Origin of the sequence: Kitasatospora sp. NPDC056273 (assembly GCF_042268845.1) — a bacterium.
Taxonomy (GTDB): Bacteria; Actinomycetota; Actinomycetes; order Streptomycetales; family Streptomycetaceae; genus Kitasatospora.
Map to the genome: position 1 here is coordinate 37,961 of NZ_JBHJSJ010000051.1, position 13,114 is coordinate 51,074.

A 13,114-nucleotide genomic window follows, 5' to 3' on the forward strand; every position below is an offset into this window, starting at 1 on the left:
TCGCCAGTCGGAGGCAGACCTTGATCCCGTTGTCGTTCGCCCAGCAGCGGCTCTGGTTCATCGAACAGTTCGAGGGACCGAGCTCCCTCTACAACACTCCGTTCGCCCTCCGGCTGACCGGCCGGCTCGACGCCGCCGCCCTCGAAGGCGCGCTCGGGGACGTGGTGGACCGGCACGAGGTGCTGCGCACCGTCTTCCCCACCACCGACGGCCAGCCCCACCAGCACATCCTCACCGAGGGGCGCCCGACGCTGCACCGGGTGCCGGTGGCCGACGAGGCCGAGCTGCCCGGGCTGCTGCACGAGGCCGCCGGGCAGGTCTTCGACCTCGCCGCCGACCTGCCCGTGCGGGCCTGGCTGTACGCGCTGCCCGCGCCGGACGAGCACGTCCTGCTGCTGCTCACCCACCACATCGCCAGCGACGGCTGGTCGGTCGCCCCGCTCTTCCGCGACCTCGCCGAGGCGTACCGGGCCCGGACCACCGGCACCGAGCCGCGGTGGGAGCCGCTGCCGGTGCAGTACGCCGACTACACCCTCTGGCAGCGCGAGCTGCTCGGCGAGGAGGACGACCCGGAGAGCGTCGTCTCCCTGCAACTCGCCCACTGGCGGCAGGAGTTGTCCGACCTTCCGGAGGAGCTGGCGCTCCCCTACGACCGGCCGCGCCCGGCCCGGCCGAGCCGCCGCGGCGGCGCCGCCGACTTCGAGCTGGACGCCGAACTGCACGCCGCGCTCACCGAGTTGGCCTCCGGCCGGCACGCCAGCCTGTTCATGGCGCTGCAGGCCGCGGTCGCCACCCTCTACACCCGCCTCGGCGCCGGCACCGACCTGCCGCTCGGCACCCCCGTCGCCGGCCGCACCGACGAGGCCCTGGACGACCTGGTCGGCTTCTTCGTCAACACCCTGCTGCTGCGCACCGACACCAGCGGCGACCCGACCTTCCGCGAGCTGCTCGACCGCGTCCGGCGCGCGAACCTGGACGCCTACGACCACCAGGACATCCCCTTCGAGCGCCTGGTCGAGCACCTCAACCCCACCCGCACCCCCGCCCGCCACCCGCTCTTCCAGACCGTCGTCACGCTCAACGCGGAGCAGGCCGGCGACCTCGCCTTCGGCACCGCGACGGGCACCCCGGTCGAGGTCGGCGAGGCCCAGGCCCAGTTCGACCTCAACTTCAACTTCGTCGAGCGGCTCGCGGCCGACGGCACCTGCCTGGGCGTGCGCGCCGCCGTCGACTACGCGGCCGACCTCTTCGACCACGCCACCGCCGTCTCCCTCGCCGAGCGGCTGGTGCGCGTCCTGCGCGCCGCCGTGGCCGCCCCGGACGCCCCGATCGGCGGCATCGAGATCCTCGCCCCGGCCGAGCGCGAGCAGCTGCTCACCGGCTGGAACGGGCCGGCCGCGCCGGTCGCCGAGCAGAGCCTGCCCCGGCTGTTCGAGGCCCAGGCCGCCGCCACCCCCGGGGCCCTCGCCCTGGTCTCCGGCACCGAGCGGCTCGACTACGCGGAGCTGAACGACCGCGCCAACCGGCTCGCCGCCCTGCTGCTGGAGCGCGGCCTGACCACCGAGCAGCCGGTCGCGGTGCTGATGGAGCGCTCCGCCGGGCTGCTCACCGCCGTCCTCGCGATCGCCAAGGCGGGCGGCACCTACGTCCCGCTGGACGACCGCTACCCGCTGGACCGGCTCCAGCACATCCTCGCCGACACCCGCACCGCCCTGCTGCTCATCGACCCGGCCCACCAGGGCCACCCGGTGCTCGCCACCGAGGGCTTCGCCACCGTCGAGGTCACCGACGCGCTGCTCGCCGGGGCCCCCGCGGCGGGCGACCCGGCCGTGCCCGTCCTGCCCGGCCAGCTGGTCTACGTGATGTACACCTCGGGCTCGACCGGGGTGCCCAAGGGCGTCGCCGTCACCCACCGCAACGTGGTGGACCTGCTGGGCAACCCGCACTTCCGGGCCGGCCACCACGAGCGGGTGCTGCTGCACTCGCCCACCGCCTTCGACGCCTCCACCACCGAGATCTGGGCGCCGCTGGTCACCGGCGGGGCGATCGTGCTCGCCGAGCCCGGCGAGCTGGACATCCGCCGCCTCGCCGAGACCATCACCACCCACGAGGTGACCCTGGTCCAGGCCCCGTCCGGCCTGCTGCGGCTGATGGCCGACGAGGACCCGGCCGCCTTCCGCAACGTCCGGCAGGTGTGGACCGGCGGCGACGTCGTCCCGCCGGAGTCCGTCCGCCGGCTCCACCGGGCCTGCCCGGACACCTCCGTGGTCGCGGTGTACGCCCCCACCGAGACCACCGCCATCAAGACCACCTTCACCATGGCCCCGGGCGAGCCCGTCCCCGCCGTGGTGCCGATCGGGCGCCCGCTGAACAACACCGGGCTGTACGTGCTGGACACCGCGCTCCAGCCCGTCCCGGCCGGCGTGGCCGGCGAGCTGTACATCGCCGGGGCCGGCCTGGCCCGCGGCTACGTCGGCCGCCCCGGCCTGACCTCCGAGCGCTTCGTCGCCTGCCCGTTCGGCGAGCCCGGCGCCCGGATGTACCGCACCGGCGACCTGGTCCGCTGGACCGCCGACGGCGTGCTGGAGTTCCTCGGCCGGGCCGACGACCAGGTCAAGATCCGCGGCTTCCGGATCGAACTCGGCGAGGTGGAGGGCGCGTTCACCGCGCTCCCGGGCGTCGGCCAGGCCTTCGCCGTGGTCCGCGAGGACCGGCCCGGCGACAAGCGCCTGGTGGTGTACGCCACCGGCGACGGCACTCCCGCCGAGCTGCGCGCAGCCGTCGCCGACAGCCTGCCCGGCTACATGCTCCCGGCCGCCGTGGTCGTCCTCGACGCCCTCCCGGTGACGGCCAACGGCAAGGTGGACCGCCGCGCCCTGCCCGCCCCCGACTGGACCGGCGGCGCCGAGGGCCGCGCCCCGCGCACCGACACCGAGCGCGCCCTGTGCGAACTCTTCGCCGACGTCCTCGGGTTGGAGCGGATCGGGATCGACGACAGCTTCTTCGACCTGGGCGGCCACTCGCTGCTCGCCACCAAGCTGGTCGGCCGCATCCGCACCGCGCTCGGCACCGAACTGCCCGTCCGCACGCTGTTCGACGCCCCCAGCGTGGCCGCGCTCGCCGAGGCGCTGCCCGCCCCGGGCGCCGCCCGTCCGGCCCTGCGGCCGGTCGAGCGCCCCGACCGCGTCCCGCTCTCCCCCGCGCAGCAACGCCTCTGGTTCATCGACCAGTTCGAGGGCCCGAGCGCCCTCTACAACACCCCGTGCGCCCTCCGGCTGACCGGCCCGGTCGACGCCGCCGCCCTCCAGGCGGCCCTGGCGGACGTGCTGGAGCGCCACGAGGTGCTCCGCACCGTCTACCCGACCACCGACGGACAGCCGCACCAGCTGCTCCTGGAGAACCCCGAACTCCCGCTGCACACCGCCTCGGTGGCCTCCGAGGAGGAGCTCGTGGCGGCCCTCGCCGAGGCCGGGTCGCAGGTCTTCGACCTCGCCCGCGACCTGCCGGTCCGCGCCACCCTGCTCTCGCTGCCGCACCAGGAGCACGTCCTGCTGGTGCTGATGCACCACATCGCCACCGACGGCTGGTCCGTGGTCCCGCTGGTGCGCGACCTCGCCGAGGCGTACCGGGCCCGCCGCACCGGCACCGCCCCCGGCTGGGAGCCGCTGCCGGTGCAGTACGCCGACTACACCCTCTGGCAGCACGAGCTGCTCGGCACCGACGAGCGGCCCAGCGCCCTGCTGACCGACCAACTCGCCTACTGGCAGCAGGCCCTGGCCGACCTGCCGGAGGAGCTGACGCTCCCCTTCGACCGGCACCGCACCGCCGCCCCGAGCCGCCTCGGCGCCGCCGTCGAGCTGCGGATGGACGCCGGACTCCACGCCTCCCTGGTCGAGTTGGCGCAGCGGAGCCGGGCCAGCGTCTTCATGGTGATGCAGGCCGCGCTCGCCACCACCCTGGGCCGGATCGGCGCGGGCACCGACCTGCCGATCGGCACCGTGGTGGCCGGCCGCACCGACGAGGCGCTGGAGGACCTGGTCGGCTTCTTCGTCAACACCCTGGTGCTGCGCACCGACCTCTCCGGCGACCCGAGCTTCCGGGAGCTGGTGGAGCGCGTGCGGGTCTCCACCCTGGACGCCTTCGAGCACCAGGACGTGCCCTTCGAGCGGCTGGTCGAGCTGCTCAACCCGGTGCGCTCGACCGCCCGCCACCCGCTCTGCCAGGTGATGCTGACCTCCGGCGGCGACGCCGGGGAGATCGGCCTCGACGGCCTGCCCGGCCGGGTCGAGCAACTGGACTCCGACCTCGCCAAGTTCGACCTGACCTTCGCCTTCAGCGAGAGCTTCGACGCGGCCGGCGCGCCCGCCGGGCTGGGCCTGACGGTGGAGTACGCCGTCGACCTGTTCGACCGGGCCACCGCCGAGGCGACGGCCGCCCGCTTCGAGCGCGCCCTGCGCGCGGTGCTGGCCGACCCGGACCTCGCGGTGGGCCGGGTCGAGGTGCTGGCGCCCGAGGAGCGCGAGCAGCTGCTCACCGGCTGGAACGACACCCGGGAGGACCTCCCGCTCGGCACCTTCCCGGCGCTCTTCGAGGCCCGGGCCGCCGCCCGCCCGGAGGCCGTCGCGCTCTCCTTCGGCGCCGAGCAGGTCACCTACGGCGAGCTGAACGAGCGCGCCAACCGCTTCGCCCGGCTGCTGATCGAGCACGGCGCGGGCCCCGAGCGGTTCGTCGCGATCGCCCTGGAGCGCTCGATCGAGCTGATCGTCGCCCAGCTCGCCGTGCTCAAGGCCGGCGCGGTCTTCCAGCCGCTGGACCCGCGCTACCCGGCCGACCGGATCGCCTACATGCTGGACGACGCCCGGCCCGCGCTGGTCCTCACCAGCCGGGCGCTGGCCGACGGCCTGCTCGCCGACAGCACCGTCCCGCGGCTGCTGATCGAGGACCTGGACGCCTCCGGCCACCCGGCGCACGACCTCACCGGCACCGCGATCACCCCGCACTCGGCCGCGTACGTCATCTACACCTCGGGCTCCACCGGCCGCCCCAAGGGCGTGGTGGTCACCCACACCGGCCTCGCCGCCATGGTGGAGAGCCAGCGCCGGGGCCTGGCCGTCACCCCGGACAGCCGGGTGCTGCTGTTCGCCTCGCCGTCCTTCGACGCGGCCGTCTGGGAGCTGGGCATGGCGCTGCTCACCGGCGCCCGGGCCGTCCTCGGCGACGCCGACCAGCTGCTGCCCGGCCCCTCGCTGACCGAGCTGATCGCCGAGCAGGGCGTCACCCACCTGACCCTGCCGCCGACCGCGCTGGCCGTCCTCGCCCCGGACGCGCTGCCGGAGGGCGGCACCCTGGTGGTGGCCGGCGAGGCCTGCCCGCCCGACCTGGTCGAGCACTGGTCGGCCCGGCTGCGGATGGTCAACGCCTACGGCCCGACCGAGTCCACCGTCTGCGCCAGCATGAGCGAACCGCTCGCCGGCCGGATCGCCCCGCCGATGGGCCGGCCCGTGCTGGACACCCGGCTCTACGTCCTGGACGCCGCGCTCCAGCCCGTCCCAGCCGGGGTCGAGGGCGAGCTGTACATCGCGGGCGCCGGCCTGGCCCGCGGCTACCTCAACCGGCCCGGCCAGAGCGCCGAGCGCTTCGTCGCCGACCCGTACGGCGCCCCCGGCAGCCGGATGTACCGCTCGGGCGACCTGGTCCGCCGCCAGGCCGACGGCACCCTGGAGTACCTGGGCCGCACCGACCACCAGGTGAAGATCCGCGGTTTCCGGATCGAGCCCGGCGAGATCGAGGCCGTGCTGGCCCGCCACCCGTCCCTGGCCCAGGCGTTCGTGCTGGTCCGGGAGGACCGCCCGGGCGACCGCCGGCTGGTCGGCTACGCCGTCGCCCGCCCCGGGCGGACGGTCGACCAGGCCGAACTGCGGGCCCACGTCGGCGCGTCCCTGCCGGACTACATGGTGCCCTCGGCGGTCGTCGCCCTGGACGCCCTGCCGCTGACCGCCAACGGCAAGGTCGACCGCAAGGCCCTGCCGGCCCCCGACACCACCTGGCTCGGCTCCGGGCGGGCGCCCGCGACGCCCCAGGAGGAGCTGCTCTGCGGCCTGTTCGCCGACCTGCTCGGGCTGGAGAAGGTCGGCGTGGACGACAACTTCTTCGAGCTCGGCGGGCACTCGCTGCTGGCCAGCCGGCTGGTCGCGGGCCTGCGCGACCTGGTCGGCGAGGGCGACCGGGTCGGCGTCCGCACGCTGTTCGAGGCGCCGACCGTGGCCCGGCTGGCCGAGCGGCTCACCCGGGGCCCGGCCGCCGAGAGCTTCCCCGTCCTGCTGCCGATCCGCACCCGCGGCTCGCGCCCGCCGCTGTTCTGCGTCCACCCGGCCGCCGGCATCAGCTGGGTCTACACCGGCCTGCTGCGCCACCTCGACGCCGAGCAGCCGATCTACGGCCTCCAGGCCCCCGGCCTGGCCGACCCGGCCGCGCACCCGGCCTCGGTCGAGGAGCTGGCCCGGACCTACCTCGCGCAGATCCGCGCCGTCCGCCCCGAGGGCCCGTACGCCCTGCTCGGCTGGTCGTTCGGCGGGGCCGTCGCCCACGCGATCGCCGCGCTGCTGCGCCGCCAGGGCGAGGAGGTCCGGCTGCTCGCGCTGCTGGACGCCTACCCGGGCACCGGCGAGCCGGGGCCCGAGCAGTGGCGGGACGACCCGGCGCAGCTCGCGGTGATCCTCGACTCGCTCGGCCACCCGGCCGGGGAGGTCACCGCCTGGCCCGCCGACGAGGACGGCTACGCCGCGCTCGTCCGCGACGGCGAGGGCCCGCTGGCCGGCCTCAGCGGCGCCGGGGTGGCCCGGGTGGTCTCGGTCTTCCAGGCCAACGCCGAGCTGTCCCACGCGCTCCCGCTGCCCGGCTACGACGGCGACGCGGTGTTCTTCACCGCCGCCAAGGACCGGCCGGCCGACGCCCCCGACCCGGAGAGCTGGCGCCCGCACCTGGGCGGCCGGCTCGACGTCCACGAGGTGCCGAGCACCCACGGCGCGATGACGGGCACCGAGGCGCTCGCCGTCATCGGCCCGGTGCTCGCCGCCCGCCTGACCTCCTGACGCACCGACTTCAGACCCCTACCGACCGCAGGCGACCGACCTGCGCACACCACGCGGACCGCACCCGGTCCGCCCACCGAGAAACGGACACCACCATGACCACTGCGGCCATCCCCGACACCTGGCGTGGCATCACCCCGTCGCCGATCACCTCGACCGACGCCTACAACGGCTTCATCGCCGCCAACGTGATCTTCGCGCTGGACCGGATCGGCCTGCTGGAGTCGATCGGGCGCGGCGAGCCGCTCTCGGCCGCCGAGGCCACCGCCCAGGCCGGCGACACCGCCCGGACCGAGGCCGTGCTGCGCGCCGCCGCCGACTACGGCTACCTCAAGGCCGACGGCGACGCCTACCTGCCCACCGAGGCGGGCCTGGAGATCGCCGCCGCGCGCGGCTACTTCACCTGGGCCGTCGGCGGCTACCACGACGTGTTCGGCCGCGCCGGCCACCTGAGCGCCGGCACCCACCGCTACGACACGGACGTCTTCCGCGACGAGGCGATGGTCGCCCTCGGCTCCGCCCAGTGCGACCAGTCGCTGTTCGCCGCCCAGCTCACCGACGTGCTGAGCGGCATCGACTTCCGGCACATCGCCGACCTGGGCTCGGGCACCTCCGCCCGGGTACGCCGGGTGGTCTCGCAGCGCGAGGGCTCCCGGGGCCTGGGCATCGACATCAGCCGCCCGGCCACCGACATCGCCCGCCGCGACATCGTCGAGGCCGGCATGCAGGACCGGGTCACCGCCGTCCGCGCGGACGTGCTGGGCCTGCTCGGCACCCAGATCGACAACGACGCCGAGGCCGCCGAGGTGGCCGAGGTCGACACCGTGATGAGCTTCTTCCTGCTGCACGACCTGCTGGCCGACCCGGCCACCCGCTCCTCGATCTTCACCCGGATGCGGGAGTCCTTCCCGAAGGCCCGCACCTTCGTCCTCGGCGACACCATGCTGCGCGACCCGGGCACCTCCGACGGCGCCCAGCCGGTCTTCTCGGTGGGCTTCGAGCTGGCGCACGCGATGATGGGCGTCCCGCTGCACACCAAGGCCACCTACGAGGAGCTGTTCACCGAGGCCGGCCTGCGGATCGACCGCGTCGAGGCGCTGGCCACCCCGCACTCCTGGCTCTACGTCCTCCAGGCCGACTGATGGCCGGCCCGTCGGACGCCAGGTACCTGCTGGCACAGAACGAGCACCCGTACCCGCCGCTGCCGTCGGTGCTGGCGGCGCTGGCCGAGGCCAGTGCCGACCTGCACCGCTACCCGGACTTCCGTCCGGAGCGGATCGCCGGGATCGTCGCCGACTGGCAGGGCGTCCCGGCCGGCCAGGTCGTGGTCGGCCACGGCTCGGCGGGCGTGGCGCTGGACCTCTTCCACGCGGTGGTCGAGCCCGGCGACAACGTGGTCCACTCGGCGCCCTGCTTCGACGCGTACCCGCTGTTCTGCGAGATCGCCCGGGCCGAGGCCCGGCCGGTCCCGCTCGGCCCCGACGCCCGGCACGACCTGGCGGCGATGGCCGAGCGGATGGACGGGCGCACCCGGATCGTCGTGCTGTGCAACCCGCACAACCCGACCGGCACGGTCTACTCCTGGGCCGAGCTGACGGAGTTCTTCCGCCGGGTGCCGGCCACCGCGCTGATCCTGCTCGACGAGGCGTACGTCGACTTCGCCCTGGGCTGGCAGGCCCCGGACGTGCCGGCCCGGATCGCCGAGTGGCCGAACCTCGTGGTGCTGCGCACCCTGTCCAAGTCGCACGGCATCGCCGCGCTGCGGATCGGCTACGCGCTGGCGGAGGAGTCCGTGGCCCAGCGGGTACGGGACCACCAGGTGCCGTACGCGGTGAACCGGCTCCAGGAGGCGGGCCTGCTCGCCGCCGTCGGCGCCGAGGACGAGATGGCGCGCCGGATCGCCGAGATCGCCGCGGAGCGGGAGCGCACCGAGGCCGAACTGCTGCGCCTCGGCTGGACGGTGGCGCCCAGCGTCACCAACTTCCTGTGGGTCGACGCCCCCGGCGACCAGCTCCCGCTGCGCGCGGAGCTGGAGCGCCTGGGCGTGGCCGTGCGCTACTACCCCGGCCAGGGCATCCGGGTCGCCATCGGCGAGAAGGACGCCAACGACGCGGTGATCGAGGGCTTCGCCGCCGTCGCCCCGCTCGCCCCGGCCCACCCGGCCACACCCTGAGCGCCCGGCGCCCGACCCGCCGACGCGCCGACCGCCCGGCGCCCTGAGCACCCCGCGTGCGTCAGGGCGCACCCCGGGCGTCCCTGCACCACCGCACCGCACAGCAGCACCGCACCACCGAGCACCACCGCACCACCGAGCACCACGGCACCACCGCACACCCCTGCACACCCCGAAGCGCCGTCGGCGCAGCGAAGGAACCGCCATGCACCCGCTGTTGGTCCGCCCGGAGTTCCGGCGCTACCTGGCCGGGCAGACCCTGTCCGTCCTCGGTGACAGCGCCCTCTCCATCGCCCTCGGCATCTGGGCCAAGGTGCTGACCGGCAGCAACTCCGCCGCCGGCCTGGTGCTGTTCTGCTTCTCCGCGCCCCTGCTGCTGCTCCCGCTCGGCGGCCTGCTCGCCGACCGGGTCCGGCGCAAGCCGCTGCTGGTCGGGGTCAACCTGGCGGTGGCCCTCTCGCTGCTGCCGCTGCTGCTGGTCGACGGCCGGGACACGGTCTGGATCATCTACTGCACCGCCACGGTCTGCGGTCTGGCCGGGGCCGTCCTGGCCCCGGCGCAGAGCGCGCTGCTGCGCAGCATCCTGACGGAGCGTCAGGACTTCGGCGCGGCGGCCGGGTTGACCCAGAGCGCCCGGGCCGGCACCACGCTGGTGGCGCCGCTGCTCGGCTCGGGCCTCTACGGCTGGTTCGGCGGGCACGTGGTGGCGGTGGCCGACCTCGTCGTGCTGCTGCTGGCCGCGCTGAGCTTCCTCACCCTGCGGGTGGAGGAGGTCAAGCCGGAGCCCTCGGGCCTGCGGTGGCGCACCGAGGTGCTGGCCGGCTTCGTCCACCTGCGCGGTTCGGTCGGGCTGCGGCCGCTGGTCGCGGCCACCGCCGCCTCCGGCTTCGTGCTGAGCCTGCTGCAGCCGGTGCTGTTCGCGCTGACCCAGCACGGGCTGCACCGCTCGCCGCAGTTCCTCGGCGTGCTGGAGACCACCGAGGCCGTCGGCGCGCTGGCCGGCTCGGTGGTCGGCGGCCTGCTGATCGGCAGGCTCGGGCCGCGCCGGACGGTCATGGCGGGCTCGGCGGTGTTCGGCCTCGGGACCGTCCTGCTGCTCGCCCCGTCGCTGTACGTGGTGTCGGCCGGCCTGGTGATCGCGGGCGCGGGCATCCCGGCCGCCATGGTCGGCCTCGCCACCGCCGCCCAGGCCTCCACCCCGCCGCAGCTGATGGGGCGCGCCCAGGCGGCCGTCAACCTCTCGCTCACCGCGCCGCAGGCGCTGGCCGTCGGCGTCGGCTCCGGCCTGGTGGCCGCCCTGGACTTCCGGGTGGTGCTCGGCGTGATGGTGGTCGGCGCGCTGCTCGCGTCCGCCCACCTGATCGGCAAGCCGGAGGCCCCGACCGAGCCGCCGGAGCCCGAGGGCCCGGACGCGGACGCGGACACCGACGAGGGCGAGGGCGACGGCGAGGGCGACGGCCCGGCCGAGCCCGAGGACGCCAAGGACCTCCAGCCCACCTGATCCGGCGCCGCCGCACACGTACCCGCGCACGCACCCGTACGCCCGCTCCACCCGATCGTCCCTCAGCACCTCCCGTCCTCCTCACGAGAGAGCTCCTCTGATGACCGACCGTTCCTCTCCCACCGTCACCCCGATCCCCGTCGAGCTGGACCACGTCGAGTTCTACGTGGCCGACCTGGGCGCCGAGACCACCCGGCTGACCACGGAGTACGGCTTCGAGCTGCTCGTCCCGCCGACCGAGCGCGGCGAGGCCGCCGAGCGCTGCCTGTCCGCGCTGGTCGGCCAGGCCTCCATCCGACTGCTGCTCACCCAGCCGCTGGCCGCCGGCCACCCGGCCACCGGCTACCTGGCCCGGCACGGCGACGGCGTCGGCGCCCTCGGCCTGCGGGTGCCGGACGCCACCGACGCGTACCGCACCCTGACCGCCCGCGGCGCCGCCGCGCTGGGCGAGCCGAAGGCCGCGGACGGCTGCGTCACCGCGGTCGTCGACGCCTTCGGCGAGGTGGTGCACACCCTGATCGAGCGCGGCCCCGAGGTCCCGGCCGGGCGCATCCCCGGCCTGCCCGACCCGGCCCCGCTGACCGGCGAGGGCCAGGTCGGCCTGCGGACCGTCGACCACTTCGCCGTCCTGGTGCCGTTCGGCGAGCTGCGCAAGACCGAGCACCGCTACCGCGAGGTCTTCGGCTTCCGGACGATCTTCGAGGAGCGGGTCGAGGTCGGCGCGCTCGGCATGGACTCGGCGGTCGTGCAGAGCGCCGACCACAGCGTCACCCTGACCCTGATCGAGCCGCTCACCGCGGACGCGGGCGGCCAGATCGCCTCCTTCCTGGCCGGCCACGGCGGCGCCGGGGTGCAGCACGTCGCCTTCGCCGCCGAGGACGCGGTGCACTCCGTCTCCACCATGGCCGAGCGCGGCGTGCCGTTCCTGCGCACCCCGCAGACCTACTACGACGCGCTGCCCGGCCGCCTGACGCCGCTGCGGCACTCCTTCGAGCAGCTGCGCGAGCTGAACCTGCTGGTCGACCAGGACCACGACGGCCAGCTGTTCCAGATCTTCACCCGCTCCCAGCACCCGCGGAACACCTTCTTCTTCGAGGTGATCGAGCGCATCCGGGCCCGCAACTTCGGCAGCAACAACATCCGCGCCCTCTACGAGGCCGTGGAGCTCCAGCGCAACGCCAGCGAAGTGGCCGGATGAGCGCGTCCGTCCGCAACGAACCACCGACCGGCCCGGCCGGCGGGCGCCCGGCGCTGTCCGTCGCGGAGTACGCCGACCGGGCCCGGGCCGTGCTCGCGCCCGAGGTCTGGGAGTGGCTGGAGGGCGGTGCCGAGCGCGAGTTGACGCTCGCCGCCAACCGGGCCGCCTTCGACCGGGTGGCCCTGGTGCCCCGGGTGCTGACCGACGTCAGCACCCGGGACACCGCCGCCACCCTGGTGCGCAGCCGGGCGGCCCTGCCGGTGGCGGTGGCACCCGTCGCCTACCACCGGCTGTTCCACCCCGAGGGCGAGCTGGCCTCGGCCCGCGCCGCGGCCGCCGCGGGCGTGCCGTTCACCGTCGGCACGCTCAGCAGCGTCGGCTTCGAGGAGCTCGCGAAGACCGGCGCCACGCTCTGGTTCCAGCTGTACTGGCTGCGCGACCGCGGCCGGCTGCTCGACCTGGTCAGGGCGGCCGAGGAGGCCGGCAGCGAGGCCCTGGTGGTCACCGCCGACGTGCCGTACATGGGCCGCCGGCTGCGCGACGCCAGGAACGCCTTCGCCCTGCCGTCGGACGTCCGCGCGGCGCTGCTGGAGGGCGGCGCCGCCGGGCGGGCGCACGAGTCCACCGCCGCCGTCTCGGCGGTGGCCGCGCACACCGCGGAGCTGCTCTCCCCCGGCGTCACCTGGGCCGACCTCGAGTGGCTGCGCGGCGAGACCGACCTGCCGCTGGTGGTCAAGGGCGTGCTCGACCCGGCCGACGCCCGGCGGGCCGCCGGGATCGGCGCCGCGGCCGTGGTGGTCTCCAACCACGGCGGCCGCCAGCTCGACCGGGCCGTGCCCGCCGTGACGATGCTGCCGGAGGTCGCCGAGGCGCTGGCCGGCGAGGACTGCCAGGTGCTGCTGGACAGCGGGGTGCGCGGCGGCTCGGACGTGCTCACCGCGCTGGCCCTCGGCGCCACCGGGGTCCTGCTCGGGCGCCCGCTGATCTGGGGCCTGGCGGCCGGCGGCGAGGCGGGCTGCACCGAGGTCCTCGACCTGCTCGCCACCGAGCTGCGGCACGCGCTCGGCCTCGCGGGCTGCGCCGACCCCCGGGCCGCCGCCGAACTGCGCACCACCACCCTGCCCTGCCCCGTCTGGAGCACCCCGTGACCA

The 13,114-nt window shown here is 75.4% G+C and carries 5 protein-coding genes and 1 pseudogene; all 6 read left to right on the forward strand.

Translation table 11 applies throughout. The annotated features are described in order from the left end of the window. Window positions 1–20: 20 nt before the first annotated feature. A pseudogene (locus tag ACFCY1_RS32595) lies at window positions 21–7,091 on the forward strand (amino acid adenylation domain-containing protein); the annotation flags it as partial. 95 nt (window positions 7,092–7,186) lie between these two features. Continuing rightward, window positions 7,187–8,233: a class I SAM-dependent methyltransferase gene (locus ACFCY1_RS32600; RefSeq protein ID WP_049649758.1), complete on the forward strand. Its 1,047-nt coding sequence runs from the start codon at window positions 7,187–7,189 to the stop codon at window positions 8,231–8,233. Then, on the forward strand, window positions 8,233–9,264 hold the full coding sequence (locus tag ACFCY1_RS32605) for a pyridoxal phosphate-dependent aminotransferase (RefSeq protein WP_375876913.1): 1,032 nt from the start codon (window positions 8,233–8,235) through the stop codon (window positions 9,262–9,264). Before ACFCY1_RS32600 ends, ACFCY1_RS32605 begins: the two co-directional genes overlap by 1 nt. A gap of 205 nt (window positions 9,265–9,469) precedes the next feature. Next, entirely contained in the window at window positions 9,470–10,765 is a 1,296-nt protein-coding gene (locus ACFCY1_RS32610; RefSeq protein ID WP_375876914.1) for an MFS transporter, read from the forward strand. 100 nt (window positions 10,766–10,865) lie between these two features. After that, window positions 10,866–11,963, forward strand: coding sequence for a 4-hydroxyphenylpyruvate dioxygenase (hppD, locus tag ACFCY1_RS32615; protein WP_049649755.1), 1,098 nt, complete (start codon window positions 10,866–10,868; stop codon window positions 11,961–11,963). Further along, window positions 11,960–13,111 (forward strand): alpha-hydroxy acid oxidase, encoded by a 1,152-nt coding sequence (locus ACFCY1_RS32620; protein WP_375876915.1) that lies wholly within the window; start codon window positions 11,960–11,962, stop codon window positions 13,109–13,111. Before hppD ends, ACFCY1_RS32620 begins: the two co-directional genes overlap by 4 nt. Window positions 13,112–13,114: the final 3 nt, after the last annotated feature.